Annotated in this window: 19 protein-coding genes; 13 read left to right on the forward strand and 6 right to left on the reverse strand. The window is 71.2% G+C overall.

All coding sequences use genetic code 11. The features are described 5' to 3' along the window. Positions 1-193: 193 nt before the first annotated feature. Complete coding sequence (locus M1D55_RS06805; protein ID WP_456280462.1) at positions 194-559, reverse strand: H-NS family nucleoid-associated regulatory protein; 366 nt, start codon at positions 557-559, stop codon at positions 194-196. 269 nt (positions 560-828) lie between these two features. On the opposite strand from M1D55_RS06805, the gene M1D55_RS06810 reads away from it, so the two are divergent. From M1D55_RS06810 to M1D55_RS06820, 3 genes are all read left to right on the forward strand, one after another. Continuing rightward, positions 829-3033: a cation:proton antiporter gene (locus M1D55_RS06810; RefSeq protein ID WP_456280463.1), complete on the forward strand. Its 2205-nt coding sequence runs from the start codon at positions 829-831 to the stop codon at positions 3031-3033. Positions 3034-3241: 208 nt separating this feature from the next. Next, positions 3242-4105 carry an NAD(P)-dependent oxidoreductase gene (locus tag M1D55_RS06815; RefSeq protein ID WP_456280464.1) on the forward strand — a complete coding sequence of 288 codons (864 nt, stop codon included), beginning with the start codon at positions 3242-3244 and terminating at the stop codon, positions 4103-4105. A gap of 247 nt (positions 4106-4352) precedes the next feature. Further along, a complete protein-coding gene (locus M1D55_RS06820) occupies positions 4353-4511 on the forward strand; it encodes a DUF3309 domain-containing protein (RefSeq protein ID WP_006577307.1) in 159 nt (52 codons plus the stop codon). A gap of 224 nt (positions 4512-4735) precedes the next feature. Here the strand turns inward: M1D55_RS06820 and M1D55_RS06825 are convergent, their stop codons facing one another. The 3 genes from M1D55_RS06825 to M1D55_RS06835 form a co-directional block, all read right to left on the reverse strand. Next, positions 4736-5524: a glycosyltransferase family 2 protein gene (locus M1D55_RS06825; RefSeq protein WP_006577306.1), complete on the reverse strand. Its 789-nt coding sequence runs from the start codon at positions 5522-5524 to the stop codon at positions 4736-4738. Between the two features lie 154 nt (positions 5525-5678). Beyond that, positions 5679-6440: a 3-oxoacyl-ACP reductase FabG gene (gene fabG / locus M1D55_RS06830; protein WP_023264281.1), complete on the reverse strand. Its 762-nt coding sequence runs from the start codon at positions 6438-6440 to the stop codon at positions 5679-5681. Beyond that, the gene (locus M1D55_RS06835; protein WP_006577304.1) at positions 6440-6700 is read right to left on the reverse strand and encodes a phosphopantetheine-binding protein; all 261 of its coding nucleotides are present in this window, start codon (positions 6698-6700) and stop codon (positions 6440-6442) included. The genes fabG and M1D55_RS06835 overlap by 1 nt, the downstream gene beginning before the upstream one ends. Before the next feature lie 300 nt (positions 6701-7000). On the opposite strand from M1D55_RS06835, the gene M1D55_RS06840 reads away from it, so the two are divergent. The 10 genes from M1D55_RS06840 to M1D55_RS06885 all read left to right on the forward strand — a co-directional run bounded on the left by M1D55_RS06840 (position 7001) and on the right by M1D55_RS06885 (position 17524). Continuing rightward, positions 7001-8587: an AMP-binding protein gene (locus M1D55_RS06840; protein WP_456280465.1), complete on the forward strand. Its 1587-nt coding sequence runs from the start codon at positions 7001-7003 to the stop codon at positions 8585-8587. Beyond that, the gene (locus M1D55_RS06845) at positions 8584-8958 is read left to right on the forward strand and encodes a hypothetical protein (protein WP_456280466.1); all 375 of its coding nucleotides are present in this window, start codon (positions 8584-8586) and stop codon (positions 8956-8958) included. Before M1D55_RS06840 ends, M1D55_RS06845 begins: the two co-directional genes overlap by 4 nt. Next, positions 8955-9908 carry an LpxL/LpxP family acyltransferase gene (locus tag M1D55_RS06850; RefSeq protein WP_456280467.1) on the forward strand — a complete coding sequence of 318 codons (954 nt, stop codon included), beginning with the start codon at positions 8955-8957 and terminating at the stop codon, positions 9906-9908. Before M1D55_RS06845 ends, M1D55_RS06850 begins: the two co-directional genes overlap by 4 nt. After that, the gene (locus M1D55_RS06855) at positions 9908-10582 is read left to right on the forward strand and encodes a LolA-related protein (protein WP_456280468.1); all 675 of its coding nucleotides are present in this window, start codon (positions 9908-9910) and stop codon (positions 10580-10582) included. Before M1D55_RS06850 ends, M1D55_RS06855 begins: the two co-directional genes overlap by 1 nt. Continuing rightward, positions 10579-13161, forward strand: coding sequence for an MMPL family transporter (locus tag M1D55_RS06860; protein ID WP_456280469.1), 2583 nt, complete (start codon positions 10579-10581; stop codon positions 13159-13161). The genes M1D55_RS06855 and M1D55_RS06860 overlap by 4 nt, the downstream gene beginning before the upstream one ends. 5 nt (positions 13162-13166) lie before the next feature. After that, entirely contained in the window at positions 13167-14030 is an 864-nt protein-coding gene (locus M1D55_RS06865; RefSeq protein WP_456281317.1) for a polysaccharide deacetylase family protein, read from the forward strand. Continuing rightward, positions 14027-14851, forward strand: a complete 825-nt coding sequence (locus tag M1D55_RS06870; protein ID WP_456280470.1) for a methyltransferase domain-containing protein — start codon at positions 14027-14029, stop codon at positions 14849-14851. The genes M1D55_RS06865 and M1D55_RS06870 overlap by 4 nt, the downstream gene beginning before the upstream one ends. Before the next feature lie 134 nt (positions 14852-14985). Further along, entirely contained in the window at positions 14986-16233 is a 1248-nt protein-coding gene (locus tag M1D55_RS06875; protein ID WP_456280471.1) for a beta-ketoacyl-[acyl-carrier-protein] synthase family protein, read from the forward strand. Further along, a complete protein-coding gene (locus M1D55_RS06880; RefSeq protein WP_456280472.1) occupies positions 16230-17033 on the forward strand; it encodes a beta-ketoacyl synthase chain length factor in 804 nt (267 codons plus the stop codon). Before M1D55_RS06875 ends, M1D55_RS06880 begins: the two co-directional genes overlap by 4 nt. Then, on the forward strand, positions 17024-17524 hold the full coding sequence (locus M1D55_RS06885) for a hotdog family protein (protein ID WP_456280473.1): 501 nt from the start codon (positions 17024-17026) through the stop codon (positions 17522-17524). Before M1D55_RS06880 ends, M1D55_RS06885 begins: the two co-directional genes overlap by 10 nt. Positions 17525-17666: 142 nt before the next feature. On the opposite strand, the gene fahA is transcribed toward M1D55_RS06885, so the two are convergent. Both fahA and hmgA read right to left on the reverse strand, forming a co-directional pair. Continuing rightward, positions 17667-18947: a fumarylacetoacetase gene (gene fahA / locus M1D55_RS06890; protein ID WP_456280474.1), complete on the reverse strand. Its 1281-nt coding sequence runs from the start codon at positions 18945-18947 to the stop codon at positions 17667-17669. A gap of 68 nt (positions 18948-19015) precedes the next feature. After that, entirely contained in the window at positions 19016-20344 is a 1329-nt protein-coding gene (gene hmgA / locus M1D55_RS06895) for a homogentisate 1,2-dioxygenase (RefSeq protein ID WP_023264125.1), read from the reverse strand. Between the last annotated feature and the right edge of the window lie 21 nt (positions 20345-20365).

A 20365-nucleotide genomic window follows, 5' to 3' on the forward strand; every position in this document is an offset into this window, starting at 1 on the left:
CAAATGTGTCTGAATCGAAACGCCTGTCCCCCTGGCCTTGCCCAGAAAGTGGAAAGCCGCGCCAGGCTTGGCCTGGCGGGCAATGGGCAAGTGTATGGAAAAACCGACGAAGGGGCTTGCTGCCCTGCAATGTTCCGCCGACCCGACATGGACGGCGGCGTGCCGGCCCGCACCGCGGTGATGCCGGGGGCCGTTAACTGACGCGATAGAACTCGGGCGTCTGGCCCGCGTTGACGGCCCGCTGCAGCCAGTCCGGCATCTCGCCGGTGCCATCCCAGCACTGGCCCAATGCATTGCGATAGAGAACGCCGGCAGGCTCGGGCGGCGCGGCCTTGTTCGCGGCGGGGGTGGCAGCCGAAGGAGCGGGCGAAGGAGCGGCCGACGATGATGGGGCCGGGGTGGCCGACGTTGGCGTATCGGCGGCGCGGCCGCGTTCGGTCCGGCCGCTGCCGGAGAAACAACCGGCCGCGACCAGATCGTCCAGCGACAGGCCATAACGATCCATCTGCGCGCGCACCCAGGCGGCCGCGGCTAGTCGGGCTTCATCGAACTCGGACATGGCGTTTTCGTGCACGCTGCCGACCCGAAGCGGCCGACAGGCTAGGAGGACAACAGAAGGACCCGGCGGTGCCGGTCGAACATCGCGATTCTACAGGCTCGGCGCCGATACGCCCTGCCGGCGCGGCAAAACCTTGAATTGCGCCACGCCTTCGCGCTAAGGTCGAGCCTCTCTTTCGCCGCAAGCCAGGATTCCTCCGTGTTGTCGTTGCCGCTCGCCTTCCCGCCTCTGCGCCGATGCCATGCCACGCGCGCCAGGAGCGCGCGCCCGTGAACATCATCGTCGACGTACTGATCCTGCTCGGCGCCCTGCTGGCCATCGTCGCGGTGGTGCAGGTCGCGGCGGCCAGGCTGCGGTTTCCGGAATCGACGCTGCTGTCGGGGATCGGCATCGCCATTGGCGCGGGCTATGTGGCGATCGACGCCACGCTGCCCGAGTTCGCCGAGCATTTCCTGCATCCGCTGATCGATCCGTCGCTGCCGCCCGAAGCCTATCTGTGGATCTTCCTGCCGCCGCTGCTGTTCCATGCGGCGCTGACCGCCGACGTGCGCAGCATGCTGCCGGACGCGGCGCCGATCCTGTTGCTGGCGGTGGTGGCCGTGGTGGTCGCCACCGGCGTGATCGGCGTGGTCACCGCGGCGGCCAGCGGCATGAACCTGGTGGTCTGCCTGCTGCTCGGCGCGGTGGTGGCGACCACCGACCCGGCCGCGGTGATCGCGATCTTTCGCGATGTGGGCGCGCCGGCCCGGCTGATCCGGCTGGTCGAGGGCGAGAGCCTGCTGAACGACGCCGCGGCGATCGCGCTGGTCGGCGTGCTGATCGCGATGCTGACCGGTCACGGCGCCGAAGCGACGCTCGCCGCCGGCCTGACCGAGCTGGCCTGGGCCTTCGGCGGCGGCATGGTATGCGGCCTGATTGCCGGGCGCCTGCTGGCCGAGCTGCTGCCGGCGCTGGCCGGCCTTGCGGTCGCCGAGGCCGCGCTGACGCTGGCGCTGCCCTATCCGCTCTATCTGCTGGCCGAGCAGCTGCTGCATGTGTCCGGCGTAGTCGCCGTGGTCTGCGCCGGGCTGACCCTCGGCGCGCTGGGTCCGACCCGGCTGAATCCGCCGAACTGGCGGCACCTGCGCATGATCTGGGAACAGTTCGCCGGGATCGCGGGCGCGGTGGTCTTCCTGCTGGCCGCGGTGCGCGTGCCGGCGCTGCTGCAGGGTGTCACGCCGCACCACGGCTGGCTGCTGCTGGCGCTGGTGGCGGCCGCGCTGCTGGCGCGTCTGGCGACGCTGTTCGGCCTGCTGCCGGTGCTGACCTGGCTGCGGCTGTCCGCGCCGATCGACTCGGCGTACAAGCTGGCGATCGCCTGGGGCGGGCTGCGGGGCGCGGTCACGCTGGTGCTGGCGCTGGGCATCGCCGAGAACCGCGCGCTGCCGCTGGAAACGCGCCATTTCGTCGCGATCCTGGCGACCGGCTTCGTGCTGGTCAGTCTGCTGGTCAACGGCACCACGCTGCGCTGGCTGATCCGCCGGCTCGAACTGGACACGCTGTCGCCGCAGGAACTGGCGCTGCAGCGCCAGGCGATCCGGCTGTCGACCGAGGAGGTCGAGAGCGCGCTCGATCGGCTGGCCGACAGCTTCGGGCTGCCGCCGTCGGCCGCGCGCGAGGTCGCCGCGCATTACCGGCGCGACATCGAGCTGGGCTCGGCCGATTTCGATTTCGACAGCGCGCTGTCCGAGCGCGCGCGGCTGTCGATCGGGCTGGTCACGCTGGCGACGCGCGAGAGCGAGCTGATCCCCGAATACGGCAACGGCGTGGTGTCGGTCGCCAACCTCGACGCGATGATGCGAAACACCGCGCAGATGATCGACGCCGCGCGCGAACAGGGCCGCATCGGCTACAACCGCGCCGCCCGCCATATCCTCGACTATCAGAAGAGCTTTCGCATCGCGCTGTTCCTGCACCGGCGCCTGTCGATCGACCGGCCGCTGGCGCGCGTGCTGGCCGACCGCTTCGAGCTGATGATCGTGCGCCAGACCGTGCTGCAGCGGCTGCGGCAATACAACCGCGCGATGCTGTCGCCGGTGTTCGGCGCACGCATGGCCGCCGTGCTCGACGGCGTGCTCGAGGACCGCTTCCACGCCGCCGAACAGGCGCTGCAGCAAATGCGCGAGGAGTTCGGCAGCTATACCGTCGCGCTGGAGAAGCGGATGCTGATGCTGTTCGCACTGCGCAAGGGCCAGCACGAGCTGCAGGCGATGCGCGAGGAGAACGTGATCTCGCGCGAGGCCTACAACCATATCGCGCGCGCGATCCGGCAGGCGTGGGAAGCCAATCTGGCGCGGCCGCCGCTGCGCGGCAGCTTCGGCGACGGCGCACGCACGCGCCCCCCGCCCGCCAAGGTGCCGACGCCTCGCGCGCCGGGCGAGATCGCGCCGGCGAATCTCGATGGGGGCGGCGATGCGGGGATCGATGGGCGGTAGTCTGTGGTGGGCCTGCCCTCTTGCCCTCTCCCCCAGCCCCTCTCCCGCTTGCGGGAGAGGGGCTGGGGGAGAGGGAAATCGAGGCCCGTATACTGATGCCCCTGGCGCGCCGCGCATCCTCCGGTCGGGCGCCCCACCCCAACGCGCGGCACAGCGCGTCTCACCGATCTTTCCCTTCCACATTCGATAACAACACGGAGTAGCAGTCATGCGTGTCGCATTCCTCGGCCTCGGCGTCATGGGCTTTCACATGGCCGGCCATCTGGCCGCCAAGGGGCATCAGGTCACGGTCTACAACCGCACCGCCAGCAAGGCCCAGGCGTGGGTCGAGCGCTTCGGCGGCCAGTCGGCCGCCACGCCGGCGCTGGCCGCGCGCGATGCCGAGCTGGTCTGCAGCTGCGTCGGCAACGACGACGACCTGCGCGCGGTGCTGACCGGTCCGGACGGCGCCTTCGACGGCGCGCCGGCCGGCTGCATCTTCGTCGACCACACCACCGCCAGCGCCAACGTGGCGCGCGAACTGTACGAGCGGGCCAAGGCGCGCGGGCTGCATTTCATCGATGCGCCGGTATCCGGCGGCGAGTCCGGCGCGCAGAACGGCGTGCTGACCGTGATGTGCGGCGGCGACGAGGCGGTGTTCGCGCGCGCCGAGCCGGTGATCTCGGCCTTCGCCCGCGCGGTCACGCGCATCGGCGGCCCAGGCACCGGGCAACTGGCCAAGATGGTCAACCAGATCTCGATTGCGGGCCTGCTCGAAGGGCTGTCCGAGGCGATCGCCTTCGGCCAGCGCGCCGGGCTCGACATGCCGCTGGTGCTGTCGGTGATCAGCAAGGGCGCCGCCGGTTCGTGGCAGCTCGAAAACCGCGGACCGACGATGGTCGAAGGCAAGTTCGACTTCGGTTTCGCGGTCGACTGGATGCGCAAGGACCTGGGCCTGTGCCTGGACGAGGCGCGCCGCAACGGCGCCACGCTGCCGGTCACCGCGCTGGTCGACCAGTTCTACGCCGAACTGCAGCGCGACGGCGGCGGCCGCGACGATACCTCGTCGCTGATCCGGCGCCTGCGCCGGTAAGCCAGCGGCGCGGGATCGGCACGCGGACCGGGGTGGCCGGGGACTGCGCGCGGTGGCGCGTCGTCCCGCGTCGTCCGATTCCTACATGGCTTTCAGCGCCGGACCGGGTGGGAGCCCGTGGGCGCGGGTCTATCGTTGAAGCAACCGGGAGCGGACCCCGAGGCGGCCGGACAGCGCCAAGGGGTGGCACGGTACTGAAGAGCAACGAACAAACCCGCCAGGCTAGCCCTCGGCAAAGGAGCCTCCCATGACTCTAGGCACCATCCTCCTGATCGTGCTGATCATCCTGTTGATTGGCGCGCTGCCTTCGTGGCCCTACAGCAGCGGCTGGGGCTACTGGCCCAGCGGCGGGCTTGGCCTGATCCTGCTGATCGTGATCGCCCTGGTCGTCATGGGCAGGTTGTAGCGCGCGGCATCGAAGCACGCGCGGTACCGGTAGGCCTGCCCGCCGCCTTGTTTGGGGACAGGGGGCGACGGGCAGGTGAAAAGGCGGTCGAGAGACCGCCTTTTCTTTTTGGGTGCCGCGATGTCGGGATGCCGCGATGGACCGCGAGTGCCGTTTTCCCTCTCCCCCGGCCCCTCTCCCGCGTCGCGGGAGAGGGGAGCAAACCGTAGGGAATTCGAGATGGATCAGGCCGCGGGCTTCGTTCCCGCGCTGCCGCGTTCGCCGAGCCGGCGCAGCGCCAGCATCGGCAGGCGCAGCAGGAAGCCGAACACCAGCCGGACATGCATCGACGTCAGCAGGATGTTGTCGCGCACATAGTGGAAGTGCGAGACGCCGCCCTCGTCCTCGCGGAAATAGCGCACCGGGGTATCGATGTTGATCGGCCGCACGCCCCGCCAGCACAGCCGGATCGCGACCTCGGGGTCGAAGTCCATGCGCCGCATCCAGCGGTTGCCCCGCATCACCGCGCACAGCGGCGCGATCGGATAGACGCGGAAGCCGTACAGCGAATCGCCGATGCCGGCCCACAGCGTCTCGAGGTCGGCGAACACATTGCTCAGGCGCCGTCCGTAGACCCGCGCGCGCGGCGCGCTGTCGTCGAACACCGGCTTGCCGAGCACCATCGCGTCGGGATTGCGGCGCGACAGCTCGAGCATCTTGCCGATCATCGCGGCAGGATGCTGCCCATCGGAATCCATCGTCAGCGCGTGCGTAAAGCCCTCCGCGGCGGCCTGTTCCAGCCCGTGCAGCACCGCGGCGCCCTTGCCGCGGTTCTTCGGCAGCACCAGCACGCGCAAGCCGGGATCGGCCTCGGCCTGCTGCTGCAGCCATTCGGTGCTGCCGTCGGTACTGCCGTCGACGACGACCCAGACCGGGTTCCATTGGGCTCGCGCCTCGCGCACGACCTCGCGCACCTTGGGGCCGGGGTTGTAGCTCGGGATGATCACCAGATGCGTGGTCGAACGTTCGGTCATGCGGCCGTGCTCCATCAATGTGTTGTCCCTGGCCGGCGTGGCGCGCTGCGCGTCCGCCGGCCCCTGCCTGCGCACTGCTCCTTTCTCCTCGACGTTTGTGCCGTACCGTTGGTTCCTTGCTTCGTTCCGGTTCGTTCCGCTTCGTCCCTTTGGCCTAGCCGGTCGCCATGCCGCCGTTGATCGACAGCACCTGCCCCGTGACATAGGCGGCGGCCTCGGACACCAGATAGGCCACCATCGCCGCCACCTCTTCCGGCTGGCCGGCGCGGCCCATCGGCACCAGCTCGCGGATCCGCTCCGGCGGGAAGGCCGGCTGCGCCATCGGCGAATCGACGATGCCGGGCGCCACCGCGTTGACCGTGACGCCGCGCGAAGCCATCTCGATCGCCAGCGAACGCGTGGCCGCAATCACGCCCGCCTTGGCTGCAGCATAGTTCACCTGACCGCGATTGCCGATCAGGCCTGCCACCGAGGCGATATTGACGATGCGTCCCCAGCGGGTCCGCATCATCGGCATCAGCAGGGGCTGGGTCACGTTGAAGAAGCCGTGCAGCGAGACGTCGATGACGCGGCGCCATTGCTCGCGCGTCATGCCGACCATCGGGGCGTCGTCATGGATGCCGGCGTTGTTGACCAGAACCTGCACCGGACCTTCGGCGAGGATGCGCTGCAGCGCCTGCTCGGTGGCATCGGCGTCAGTCACGTCGAAGGCGATCGCCTCGGCCTCGCCACCGGCGGCACGGATGCGCTCGGCGACCTGCCGCGCCTCGTCCAGGCGCCGGTTGGCATGGACCCAGACGCGGCAGCCGCCGGCGGCGAGGGTCTGGCAGATCGCCTGTCCGAGCGCGCCGCTGCCGCCAGTGACGAGAGCCAGCTTGCGGGCGGGCGCGGGCGCCGTCCGGGGCGTGCGGGGCATCAGCGGGTACGGTTGGCGGCGGTGTAGGCCGCCAGGCTGCCCAGCGTGGCGAAGATCGTCTTGTTGTCCGGATTGTCCGAGCGCAGCTCGAATCCGTACTTTTTGGAGATCAGGAGTGCAATTTCCAGCACATCGATCGAATCGAGGCCGAAGCCTTCGCCATACAGCGGCGTATCGGCCGTGACCTGGTCCAGCGTCAGCTCGGTAATGTCCAGTTCGCCGAGAATCATCCGGGCCAGTTCGATTTCGAGATCGGTCATTGTCGCTAAATGTAAGTTATGTCGTCGCGGCGGCGGCCGGGGCCCGGCCCGGGGCCGCGCAAAGCCGTGGGGTATACTGCGGCACCGCCTTCGGGCGCAATGCTACCAAGCCCTCCGGGTTCGCTCCATACGGGTGAAATTTGGTAACAACCTCGCCGCCACGGCGAGAAACGGAACCCCCACACTTCGGGTCTTCCAGCCATAGTCCCCAAGAAGATCGATGACCGGACCGCTTCGCCGCCGCCGTGGGAGCGCCAGACTGCCCTCCCCGATCCCGGCCGAAGCCCCGACCGCGCCGCCATGCCAGTGTCCCGCATTCCGCGCCGATCGCGCCCACAGAATTTCGCCGCCCGCCGCGCCGGCGCCGCCGCGGCGAACCCGTCCGCCGGGACGCTGCCGCTGATCGCGCATACCCGCGGCGACCAGATCGTCGCCTACCGGGAAGGCGCCCCGGTCACCGTGGCGCGCTTTCTGGCCGACGTCCGCGACCTGGCATCCCGTCTGCCGGCCGGCCGCCACGTCTTCAATATGTGCGCGGACCGCTACCTGTTCACGGTCGGCCTGTGCGCCAGCCTGCTCGCCGACAAGATCAGCCTGCTGCCGCCGGCGCATACGCCGGAGATGGTCCGCGAGCTGGCCACATTCGCGCCCGACACCTTCTGCCTGTACGACGGCGCCGGCTGCCACTGCAACGCCGGCTGCCATGCCGGCGACAGCGCTGGCGGCGGCACCGGCGGACTGCCGGGCATGCGCGTGACGCTGCCGGCCACGCACGAAGCCCAGGCGGACGACGCGCTGGCCGTGACGGTCCCCCGGATCCCGGCCGATCGCACCCTCGCCTATCTGTTTACGTCGGGCTCGACCGGCCTGCCGATGCCGCATCGCAAGAGCTGGGGGGCGATGGTGCGCAATGCGCAGGCCGCGGCGGCTCGGCTCGGCATCGATGCGCTGGCCGGCGCGACGCTGGTCGGCACGGTGCCGGCGCAGCACATGTACGGCCTCGAATGCACGGTGATGCTGGCGCTGCACGGCGGCGTCGCCTTGAGCGCGGCCCATCCCTTCTACCCCTACGATGTCGCCGCCGCGCTGGCCGCGGTGCCGGCACCGCGCGTGCTGGTGGCCTCGCCGGTGCATCTGCGCACGCTGCAGCTGTCGCCGGTCGAGCTGCCGGCGCTGGCGCGGCTGCTGTCGGCGACGGCGCCGCTGGCGCCGCGGCTGGCCCGCGACATCGAGGCGCGCACCGGCGCGCCGCTGCTGGAAATCTACGGCAGCACCGAGACCGGCCACATCGCCACGCGCCGCACCGCGCACGATGCCGCCTGGCAGCTGCTGCCGGGCTTGACGCTGCGCCTCGAGCGCGCGCCGGGTGCGCAAGCCGCAGCCGATGGCGACGATGCCGAAGACGGCCCGAGCTGGCTGGCGAGCGGCGCCCATCTGGCCCAGCCGGTGGCGCTGAACGACGCGATCGAGCCGCTCGACGCGCACCGCTTCCTGCTGCACGGCCGCAAGGCCGACCTGATCAAGATCGCCGGCAAGCGCACGTCGCTGGCCTATCTGAACCATCATCTGAACGCGATTCCGGGCGTGGTCGACGGCGTCTTCCATCTGCCGCGCAGCGAGACGCCGGGCGGGCTGGGCAAGGAGGCGCGGCTGACGGCGCTGGTCGTCGCGCCGGGCCTGAATGCCGCCGATATCGGGCAGGCGCTGCGCGCGCGCATCGATCCGGTGTTCCTGCCGCGGCGCGTGTTCTTCGTCGACAGCCTGCCGCGCAATGCCACCGGCAAGCTGCCGCGCGACCTGCTCGAGCCGCTGGTCGCGCGGCTGCACAGCGGCCAGGCGGCGCGCCGCGACGATCGCGCGCCCACCACCGTGCTCGGGCCGGCATGAACAGCGCCGGCGTCTTCACCATCGAAGCCGGCCACCCGGCGTTGCCGGGACACTTTCCCGGCCAGCCGATCGTGCCCGGCGTGGTGCTGCTTGACCACGCGGTGCTGCGCATCGCCGCCGCGCTGGGCCGCGCGCCCCAGCCTTCCCGCCTTGCCTCGGTCAAGTTCCTGGCGACGGTGGCGCCGAACGAGCCGGTCACGGTCCGCTATGCCAGCGTCGGCGATGACCCGGCCGGCGACCAGGCCGACCACCACGCCAGCCACCAGGCCGAGCACACGGTCCGCTTCGAGCTCGAAGGTCCAGGACGCACCGTCGCCAGCGGCATGCTGACGCTGCCGGGCGCGGCCGGGCCCACCGACGCGGTGGTATGACGGCACCGGACAACAGCCACGCGGCGCCGGCCGACGACTGGAGCAGCCAGCCCGAGCGCAGCCATCTGCGCCTGCTGCGCGCGATGCGCTGGCTGTCGCTGCGGCTGGGCCGGCGCGCCAGCCGCACGCTGCTGTGGCCCGTGGTGGCGGTCTACCTGCTGATCTCGCCGGGCGCGCGCCGCACCTCGCACCTGTACCTGTCGCGCGCGCTCGGACGCCCGGCCGGCCTGATCGACCTGCTCCGCCAGGGCTTCGCCTTCGCCTCGACGATCCATGACCGCGTCTATCTGCTGAACGGCCGTCTGGACCTGTTCGATATCCGGGTCCACGGCGAGCCGGTCATCCAGCAGGCCATCGCGCGCGGCGACGGCGCCTTCCTGTTCGGCGCCCATCTGGGCAGCTTCGAGGCGGTGCGCACGGTCGGCCTGCGTTATCCGGCGCTGCGGCTGGCGGTGATGATGTACCAGGACAATGCCAGCCGCCTCAACGACGTGCTGGCGGCGATCAATCCCGCGGTGCGGCAGGACGTGATCGCGCTGGGCCGGCTGGACGCGATGCTGCAGGCGCGCGACTACCTGGAGCGCGGCTACCTGCTCGGCCTGCTCGCGGACCGCACGCTGACCCGGCTCGCCACCGATCCGCCGCGGCACTGCGAATTCCTCGGTACGCCGGCGCCCTTCGCCACCGGGCCGCTGCGGATGGCGGCGATGCTGCGCCGGCCGGTGCTGTTCATGACCGGCCTGTACCGCGGCGGCAACCGCTACGACATCCACTTCGACACGATCGCCGACTTCTCGGCGACGCCGGCCGCCGAGCGCGAGGCCGCGATCGAGGCCGCGCTGCGCCGCTATGTCGCGCTGCTGGAGCGGCATTGCCGGGCGGCGCCATACAACTGGTTCAATTTCTACGATTTCTGGCAGGCGCCGGCGCGCGCGCCTGCAAACGGATGATGCCGATCAGCAGCCCATTCGAAAGCCTTCGCTTGCCTACCTTCGGTGCCGCCCTTCGTCTGGGCGCGGCGTGCTGCCTGGCGCTGGCCGGCCTGCTGCCGCAAGCCGGCGCCGCGGCCCCGGCGGTGACGTCGACCGCGACGGCCCCGGCCCGCGCCGATGCCGCCTGGAGCGTGGACCGGCTGATGGCGACGCTGGCGCGGCAGCCTTCGGGCAACGCGCGCTTCGTCGAAAAGAAGTACATGGCGATGCTCGAGCGCCCGCTGGAGTCGAGCGGCGAACTGCGCTTCGTCGCCCCCGATCGGCTGGAGAAGCGCACGCTGGCGCCCAAGCCCGAGACGCTGCTGGTGCAGGGCGACATGCTGACGGTCGAGCGGGCGGGCCGCAAGACCACCATTCCGCTTGGCAACCATCCCGAGCTCGCCGGCTTCATCGAGAGCCTGCGCGGCACGCTGGCCGGCAACCGGCAGGCGCTGGAGCAGTACTACCGGCTCGCGCTGGAAGGCAGCGCCAGGCGGTGGACGCTGACGCTGACGCCGTCGGACAGCCGCATGGCGGCCGCCATCGCGGCGATCCGCATCGACGGCGCCGGCGAACGGCTCGAGCGCGTCGAGATCCGCCAGGCCGACGGTGACCGCTCGGTGATGACCATCGTGCCGACCGGCGGCCAATGAGCGCGGCGGGCCGGCGTTTGCACCGAAGGACGCTGCCGGCGCGGCTGGCGGTTGCGCTCTGGCTGGCTTTCGTGCTGGCTTGCGCCGCCATCGCCGCGCGCACCACCTTCACGGCCGACCTGTCCGCCTTCCTGCCGCGCGCGCCGACCGCCGAACAGCAACTGCTGGTCGATCAGCTGCGCGATGGCCTGGTGTCAAGGCTGCTGCTGATCGGCATCGAAGGCGGCGCCGGGCAGGACCAGGATGGCGCGCGGCGCGCGGCGCTGTCGAAGGCGCTGGCGGGCAAGCTGCGCGGCGATTCCCGCTTTGCCGCGATCGACAACGGCGAGCCGGTCAACCGCGAGCGCGACCAGCGCTATCTGTTCGCCAACCGCTATCTGCTCAGTCCCGCCGTCACGCCCGAGCGCTTCACCGAGGCGGGCCTGCGCGCGGCCGTCTGCGACACCATCGACCTGCTCGGCTCGTCGGCCGGGCTGATGATCAAGCCGCTGTTGCCGCGCGATCCGACCGGCGAGATCGCGACGCTGCTGGCCGATCTCGATCCCGGCCACGGCGCCGCGACGCGGGACGGCGTCTGGGCCTCGCGCGACGGCCGCCGCGCGGTGCTGCTGGCGCAGACCGCCGCGCCCGGGTCGGACCTCGACGCGCAGGCGCAGGCGATGGCGGCGATCCGCACCGCGTTTGCCACGGCGGTGGCCGAGACCGGGACCAGGGCCGGCGAATTCCGCCTGGTGATGTCCGGGCCCGGCGCGATCGGCGTGCAGACGCGCGACACCATCCGTGCCGAAGTCGAGCGGCTGTCGACGATCGGCGTGGCCGTGATCGTTGCGCTGCTGTGGTTCGTCTACCGCTCGCCGACCGCCCTGGCGCTGGGGCTGGTGCCGGTGCTGTCCGGCGTGCTGGCGGGCATTGCCGCGGTCAGCCTCGGGTTCGGCATGGTCCACGGGCTGACGCTGGGGTTCGGCACCACGCTGATCGGCGAGTCGGTCGACTACGCGATCTATCTGTTTGCCCAGACCGCGCAGGACCGGGATGACGAGGCGCCGGCCGACACCGGCACTGCCGCCGCGCGCGAACGCTGGACGCGCGCCTTCTGGCCCACGGTACGCCTGGGCGTGCTGACATCGGTCTGCGGCTTCGCCTCGCTGCTGCTGTCCGGTTTTCCGGGGCTGGCGCAGCTCGGCCTGTTCTCGATCGCTGGGCTCGCCACCGCCGCGCTGGTCACGCGCTTCGTGCTGCCGCAGCTGATCCCGGCGCGCTGGCGCATGCGCGATCTGCGCCCGCTCGGCAGCCGGCTGGCGCGCATCGCGGCCCATGCGCCGCGGCTGCGCTGGCCCGCGCTGGCGCTGGTGCTGGCCGCCGCGCTCGCGCTGGTGTGGCTGGTCGCCGTGCAACGCACGCCGTTGTGGAGCCAGGAACTGACTTCGCTGAGCCCGGTGCCGGCCGACGCGCAGGCGCTCGATGCCGGCCTGCGCGCCGACCTCGGCGCCCCGGATGTGCGCTATCTGATCACCGTGTCGGCGGCCACCGAACAGGGCGCGCTGCAGGGCGCCGAGCGCGTCGGCGCGCAACTGGCGCCGCTGGTCGCGCAGGGTGTGATCGGCGGCTACGACAGCCCCGCGCGCTTCCTGCCGAGCGAGGCGACGCAGCGCGCGCGGCAGGCCTCGCTGCCGCCGCGCGACGAACTGGCGGGCAGGCTGCAGGCCGCGGTGGCCGAGCTGCCGGTCAAGCCGGCGCTGTTCGCGCCCTTCCTCGACGAGGCCGCGCGCGTGCGCGAGATGCCGCCGCTGACGCGGGCCGATCTGCGCGGCACGTCGATGGCGCTGGCGGTCGATGCGCTGCTGACCGAGCACGACGGCCGCTGGACCGCGACGCTGCCGCTGCGCGCGCCAGCCTCGGCCAAGGCAGGCGATGCCGGCACAAGTTTGGCGCCAAGTTCGGCGGCAGGTTCGGCGCCAAGCGAGGAACCGGCCGCCGCACCGATCCCCACGGCGATCCGCGCCGCGATCGCCAGGGCCGGCGTCGCCGATGCGCTGTTCGTCGACCTGAAGGGCGAATCGGACCGGCTCTACGCCGGCTATCTGCACGAGGCGCTGCGGCTGTCGCTCGGCGGGGCCGCCGCCATCGCGATGCTGCTGCTGGTGGCGCTGCGTTCGCCGCGCCGCGTGCTGGCGACGCTGCTGCCGCTGGCCGCCGCCGCGCTGGTCGTGATCGCCGGGCTGGCGCTGGCCGGCAAGACGCTGTCGCTGCTGCATCTGGTCGGCATGCTGCTGCTGGTCGCGGTGGGCTCGAACTACGCGCTGTTCTTCAACGGCGCGGCCGGAACGGCCGGGCCGAACGAGCCCGCGGCCATCGCGCCGCGCACGCTGGTCTCGCTGCTGCTGGCCAACCTGACCACGGTGGCGGCCTTCGGTCTGCTAGGCTTATCACATCTGCCGCTGTTGCAGGCCTTCGGCCAGACGGTCGGTCCGGGCGCGGTGCTGGCGCTGCTGTTCTCCGCGGTGTTCGCACCGGCGGCCATGCTGGGTGCCTCGCCCCGTCCGACCGCGGCCGGTCACGATCAGGAGGCAAGACCATGACGCGCATGCGCAATCCCTATCCGCGGCCGCAGTCGACCGCCTCGACCGCCTCGGCCGCCGCGCCCGGTGCGGTCCGCAGCTGGCGGCCGTCGGCGCTGATCGGCGGCGCGGCCGCCGTCCATCTGGGCGCGGTGGCCGCGGTGCTCGCCCAACCGGCGACGCTGCCGTGGGCGGCCGGCTCGGTGGTCGCGGCCAATCTGCTGCTGGCCGGCGCCGGGCTGTGGCCGCGCAGTACGCTGCTGGGACCGAACCTGCTGCGGCTGCCGCCCAGCGCCGGCCACAGCATCGCGCTGACCTTCGACGACGGTCCCAATCCCGACGTCACGCCGGCCGTGCTGGACCTGCTCGATGCGCACGGCGCCCGCGCCACCTTCTTCTGCATCGGCGAACGCGCGCTGCGCCATCCCGACCTGGTGGCCGACATCGTGCGCCGCGGCCATGCGATCGAAAACCATACCCAGCACCACTGGCTGCACTTCTCGACGTTCGGCCCGGGCCGCATCACGCGCGAGGTCGGCGACGCGCAGCGTTTGCTGACCGAACTGACCGGGCAGGTGCCGCGCTTTTTCCGCGCGCCAGCGGGCCTGCGCAATCCGCTGCTGGAGCCCGCGCTGTGCCGGCATGGGCTGCGGCTCGCCAGCTGGACGCGGCGCGGCTTCGATACCTTCCGCGGCGGCGATCCGGACAAGGTCGAGGCGCGGCTGCTGAAGGACCTGGCCGCGCGCGACATCCTGCTGATGCATGACGGCAACCCGGGCACCGACCGTGCCGGCACGCCGATGATCCTGGTCGTGCTGCCGCGCGTGCTGCGCGCCATCGACCGGGCGGGCTTGCGCTACGTGACGCTGCGCGAGGCGGTGCCGGCATGACGCGCTGGACCGATGCCGCCGGCCAGGCCGGCGAGGCGTTGATCGCGCGGGCCAGCGCGCGCTACCGGGCGGCCGATCCCTTTGCCGTGCATTTTGCCCGCTTCAAGCTGCGCAACGATCCGGTCTTCGCGATCGCGCTGGCGCAGGGCCTGATCCCCGAGGGCGCGCGCATTCTCGATATCGGCTGCGGCCAGGGGCTGCTGGCGAGCTGGCTGCTGGCGGCGACGCAATGCCACCCGGACAACTGGCCGTCGGGCTGGCCGGCACCGCCGGTGCCGCGCTCCTATCTGGGCATCGAACTGACCCCGGCCGACGCCGAACGCGCGCGCGCGGCGCTGGCCGAGCCGGGCCCGTGGCCGGCGGAAATCCGCCAGGCCGACGCCCGTGCCGCGGTGGCCGAGGTCGCCGCGGCCTGCGACCTGGTGGTGCTGCTCGACGTGCTGCATTACATCGACCGCCCCGCGCAGGAGGCGCTGCTGCGCGACGCGCTGCGCTGCCTGGCGCCGGGCGGCCGGCTGCTGCTGCGCGTCGGCGACGCCAGCGCGGGTTGGCGCGCCTGCTACAGCCGCGCGGTCGACCGCGTGGTGCAGTGGCTGCGCGCCGGCCGCACCAGTCCGCTGACCTGCCGGCCCGCCGACGAGTGGCGCGCGCTGCTGCGCGGCATGGGCATGACGCTGCGCGAGGTGCCACTGCCGCGCGACGCGCATGGCGCCAATGTGCTGATGGTCGGCACGCTGCACGCGCAACAGCAGAAGCCCGCGCATACGGCACAGGTCCGGCACGGCACCGTGACGTCCGCCGGCGAACTGGAGCCGCTTTGATACAATCGCGCCGCCCGTTGGTGCGGGCCACCGACCGCAACGCCGGCAGCCGCGGCGGCGCTGGCGGCCCTGCAAATGTTGGCGCCGCACCGCGGCGCGCCGCCTCGCATCCCGATCGTAAGCTGTCCCCCTCCGTGTCCGCCCTGCAGTTCTCCCATTTCACCGTCACCAGTTGCCTGGGCCATGGCCTGGCCGCGACGTCCGCGGCGTTGCGCGCGCAGCGCAGCGGACTGGCGCCGTGCCGCTTCGGCGACGTGCGGCTGCGCACCCATGTCGGCGAGGTCGCCGGCGTCGACGACGCGCCGCTGCCGTCCGAATTTGCCATCTTCGACTGCCGCAACAACCGGCTCGCCCGGCTCGCGCTGGAACAGGACGGCTTTGCCGAACGGGTGCGCGAGGCCATCGCGCGTTATGGCGCGCACCGTATCGGCGTATTCCTCGGCACCAGCACCGGGGGGATTCTCGAAACCGAACAGGCCTACCGGCGGCGCGATCCGGCGACAGGCACACTGCCGCCCGACTTCGACTATGCGCACCGGCACAGCCCGTTCTCGCTGCCGGCCTTCGTGCGCGTCTACCTTGGCCTGACCGGTCCCGCGGCGGCGATCTCGTCGGCCTGCTCGTCGGGCGCCAAGGTGTTCGCCTCCGCGCGCCGGATGATCGAGGCCGGGCTGATCGACGCGGCGCTGGTCGGCGGCGTCGATTCGCTGTGCCATACCACGCTGTACGGCTTCCATTCGCTGGAGCTGGTGTCTGCCGAGCCCTGCCGGCCCTACGATGCGCGGCGCAACGGCATCTCGATCGGCGAAGGGGGCGCGTTCGGGCTGCTCGAACGGCTGCCTGACTCTCGCCGCGAAGGTGGAGCGGCGATGCCCGACGATACGGTGCTGCTGTGCGGCGTCGGCGAATCCAGCGATGCGCATCACATGTCGAGCCCGCATCCGGAAGGACTGGGCGCACGGCTGGCGATGGAGCAGGCCCTGGCCGATGCCGGGCTGACGCCAGCCGACATCGACTACATCAATCTGCACGGCACCGCCACGCCGAGCAACGACGCCGCCGAGGGCAAGGCCGTGCTGGCGTTGTTCGGCACGACGCCGTGCAGCTCGACCAAGGGCGCGACCGGCCATACGCTGGGCGCGGCCGGCGCGATCGAGGCCGTGATCAGCGCGCTGGCGCTGCGCGAGGGCTGGCTGCCGGCCGGCATCGCCGGTACCGAGCTCGATCCGGCGTTGCCGGTGGGCTATCTGCTGCATACGGACACGTCCCATGCCGGCCATCGTCCCCGCTATGCGCTGAGCAATGCGTTCGGCTTCGGCGGCTCCAATTGCAGCCTGCTGTTCGGCCGCGCCGACGCGCATCTGCGGGGCGAACGGTCATGACGGCGCCGGTGTTCATCGAAGGAATCGGCCTGCTCGGCCCGGGACTGTCGGACTGGCAGCAAGGCGCCGCGGTGCTGCGTGGGGCGGTCCCCTATTTGCATGCCGCGACTGCATTGCCCGCGCCGGAAGGGCTGCCGTCGGCCGAGCGCCGGCGCACCGGTCCCGCGGTCAAGCTGGCGCTGGCGGTCGGCCGGCAGGCGATCGCGGCCAGCGGACGCGATGCTGCCACGCTGGCGACCGTGTTCAGCGCCTCCGGCGCCGACGGCCACAACTATCACGCGATCTGCGAATCGCTGGCGGGCGAGGATCCGCTGATCTCGCCGACCCGCTTCCACAACTCGGTGCACAACGCGCCGGCCGGCTACTGGAGCATCGCCACCGGCGCGATGGCGCCGTCCAACGCGATGTGCGCGCACGACGGCAGCTTTGCCGCGGGCCTGCTCGATGCCTGCAGCCAGGTGCTGGCGACCGGCGCGCCCTGTGTGCTGATCGCCTATGACACCGACTATCCCGAGCCGCTGCGCAGCGCGCGGCCGATTCCCGATGTGTTCGGGCTCGCGCTGGTGCTGAGCGCGGAGCCCGGGCCGGCGACGCTGGCGAGCCTGCGGCCCTCGCTGACGCTCGAAGGCGAGGCGCCGACGATGATGGCCGATGGCGCGCTGGAGGGCCTGCGCGCCGCGATCCCGGCCGCCCGCGCCCTGCCCCTGCTGCAAGCGCTGGCGCGGGGCGACGATGCCGCCCCGGTGCTCGATTATCTGGAACCGCTGCGCTTGCGCGTCGAGGTCGCGCCATGGCGGTGAACGAAGGCCGTGACGACGCTGCGTCGGCGAGCGGCATGGGGCCCGGCACGCCGGTCGGCCGGGACTGGATCGCCGCGCATATCCCGCATCGCGGCGCGATGTGCCTGCTCGACCGGGTGGTCGACTGGAATGCGATGCGCATCCGCTGCGAGGCGAACAACCATGCGTCGCCCGATCATCCGCTGCGTGCCGAAGGACGGCTCGCCGCGCTGTGCGGCATCGAATATGCGGCGCAGGCAATGGCCGTGCACGGCGCGCTGCTGACGTCCGGCTCCGCGGCCAGGCCGCGCGTCGGCTATCTGGCCAGCGTGCGCAAGGTCGAGATCCACGCCGAGCGGCTCGATACCGTGGCGGGCCCGCTGGCGATCGAGGCCGAGCGCATCGGCGGCGACGAACGCCAGGTGCTCTACGAATTCGCGCTGCATGGCGGCGGCGCTGTGCTGCTGACGGGCCGCGCGGCGGTGGTGCTGGACGCCACGCCGGGCGGGTGAACCTTCCTCAAACCCGGCGCGGGCCGGTTCGGGCCGGTTGAAGACGCTGGGTCCCCGCTTTCGCGGGGACGACATCCAATAACGTATCGCGTCGCCCCCGCGCAAGCGGAGGCCCAGTGGCTTTCGATCGTCGAGGCCGGGATTACCCCTCGACCCTCGGTGCCGGCAGCACCTCGCCGCTGACCTCGCCGAAGCCGATGCGATAGCCATCGCCCTGGCACCAGCCGCGCATCACCACTTCGTCGCCGTCCTGCAGGAAGCCACGCTGCGCCCCGCCCGCCAGCTTCAGCGGCTCGTTGCCGTTGCGGGTCAGTTCCAGCAGGCTGCCGTACGAGTCCGGCGTGGTGCCGCTGATCGTGCCCGAGCCCATCAGATCGCCGACCCGCACATTGCAGCCCGACACCGTGTGGTGGGCGAGCTGCTGCGCCATCGTCCAGTACATCGCACGGAAGTTGGTGCGGCTGATCGGCTCGGCGCGCTCGGCGCCCTGCGGCCGCAGCGCGACCTCGAGTTCGATGTCGTAGGCATTGCGCGCAGACTGGCGCAGATACGGCAGCGGCTGCGGCGACTGCTCGGGATTGTCGCGGCGGAACGGTTCGAGCGCGTCCATCGTGACGACCCAGGGCGAGATCGACGTGCCGAAGCTCTTCGAATTGAACGGCCCCAGCGGCACGTATTCCCACTGCTGGATATCGCGCGCGCTCCAGTCGTTGAGCAGCACCATGCCGAACAGGTAGTCGTCGGCCTGGTCGACGCGCACCGGCTCGCCCAGCGCCGAGTCCTTGCCGACGATGAAGCCCATCTCCAGTTCGTAGTCGAGCTTGCGGCAGGCGCCGAAGATCGGGCGCGCCTCGTTCGGCAGCTTGATCTGGCCGTTGGGACGATGGATCGGCGTGCCGCTGACGACCACCGAGCTGGCGCGGCCGTTGTAGCCGATCGGGATTTCCAGCCAGTTCGGCAGCAGCGCGTTGTCCGGGTCGCGGAACATGCGGCCGACGTTGGTCGCGTGCTCCTTCGACGAATAGAAATCGGTGTAGCCCGGAATCTGCACCGGCAGATGCAGCGTCGCGCCGGCCATCGGCACCACCGCGCGCTCGCGCAGCGCGGCGTCGTCGCGCAGCGTCGGCGTGCCGGCGGCCAGCAGTTCGGCGATGCGCTGGCGCGTCTCACGCCAGACCGGACGGCCCAGCGCGATGAAGCGGTTCAGCACCGGCGCGGCGAAGGTGCCGCGCGCAGCAGCCGGCAGCAGGCCGGCTTCGTCCAGCACCGACAGGTCGACGATGCTCTCGCCGATCGCGACGCCGACGCGCGGCGCCTGCGCGCCGTGCGAGAACACGCCATAGGGCAGGTTCTGCAGCGGGAAGTGGGTGGCGGCGTCGTTGGCCGATTCGATCCAGCTGCGGGAGGATTGGGCTTGAGTCATGGATGCAATGCGTTGGATGTTTGGCTGTGTTTCGGTACGTCGATGCTATCGCCGGGGAACGCGCGCGATCAGCGCACGTTCGGGTTGAAATGCTTCTTCAGCCCTTGCCAGCAGTGCTGATAGTCGGGCTGCAGCGCGGCCGATTCGGCGGCGAAGCGCGTGGGCCGGATCACCGTCGGCGTCTCGAACATGAAGGCCATCGTGTCGGAGATGCGGTGCGGCCTGGTGGTATCCGCTTCGGAGGCTCGCGCGAAGGTCTCGGCGTCGGGGCCGTGGCCGCTCATGCAGTTGTGCAGGCTGGCGCCGCCCGGGGCAAACCCTTCGGCCTTGGCGTCGTAGACGCCTTCGATCAGGCCCATGAACTCGCTGGCGATATTGCGGTGGAACCAGGGCGGGCGGAACGAGTGCTCCATCGCCAGCCAGCGCGGGCCGAAGATCACGAAGTCGATGTTGTCGACGCCCTCGGTATCGGACGGGCTGTGCAGCACCAGGAAGATCGACGGGTCCGGATGGTCGAAGCTGATCGAGCCGATCGTGTTGAAGCGGCGCAGATCGTATTTGTACGGCGCGTAGTTGCCATGCCAGGCCACCACGTCCAGCGGCGAATGATCGATCTTCGCGCGCCACAGATTGCCCTGGAACTTGGCCACCAGCTCGAAGTCGCCCTCGACGTCCTCGTACCAGGCCACCGGCGTCTGGAAGTCGCGCGGATTGGCCAGGCCATTCGAGCCGATCACGCCGAGGTCGGGCAGCTTCAGCAGCGCGCCGTAGTTCTCGCAGATATAGCCGCGCGCCTCGCCGTCGAGCAGCTCGACGCGGAAGCGCACGCCGCGCGGCACCACCGCGATCTCCTGCGGCTCGACCTCGAGCACGCCCAGTTCGGTGGCCAGGCGCAGCCGGCCCTGCTGCGGCACGATCAGCATCTCGCCGTCGGCGTTGTAGAAGAAGCGGCCCTGCATCGAGCGGTTGGCCAGGTACAGGTGGATGCCGCAGCCGACCATCGCGTCGGGGCCGCCGTTGCCGCCCATCGTGACGATGCCGTCGATAAAGTCGGTCGGTGCGTCCGGCATCGGCAGCGGGCTCCAGCGCATCTGGTTCGGCGACGGCGCCACCTCGTCGAAGCGGCTGACGATTCGCGATTGCTCGATCTTGACGAAGGACTCGTGCACCGCCGCCGGGCGGATCCGGTACAGCCACGAGCGGCGGTTGTGCGCGCGCGGCGCGGTGAAGGCGGTGCCCGACAGCTGCTCGGCGTACAGGCCGTACGGCGCGCGCTGCGGCGAATTCTGGCCGACCGGCAGCGCGCCCGGCAGCGCTTCGGTGGCGAATTCGTTGGCGAAGCCGGACTGGTAGCGCAGCGCGCCGGTGTCGGTGTCTTGGCGTAGTGCTTGGGTCATGGTGGTCCTGACAGAGGTTCG

It is taken from the genome of Cupriavidus sp. JZ107, assembly GCF_053903255.1.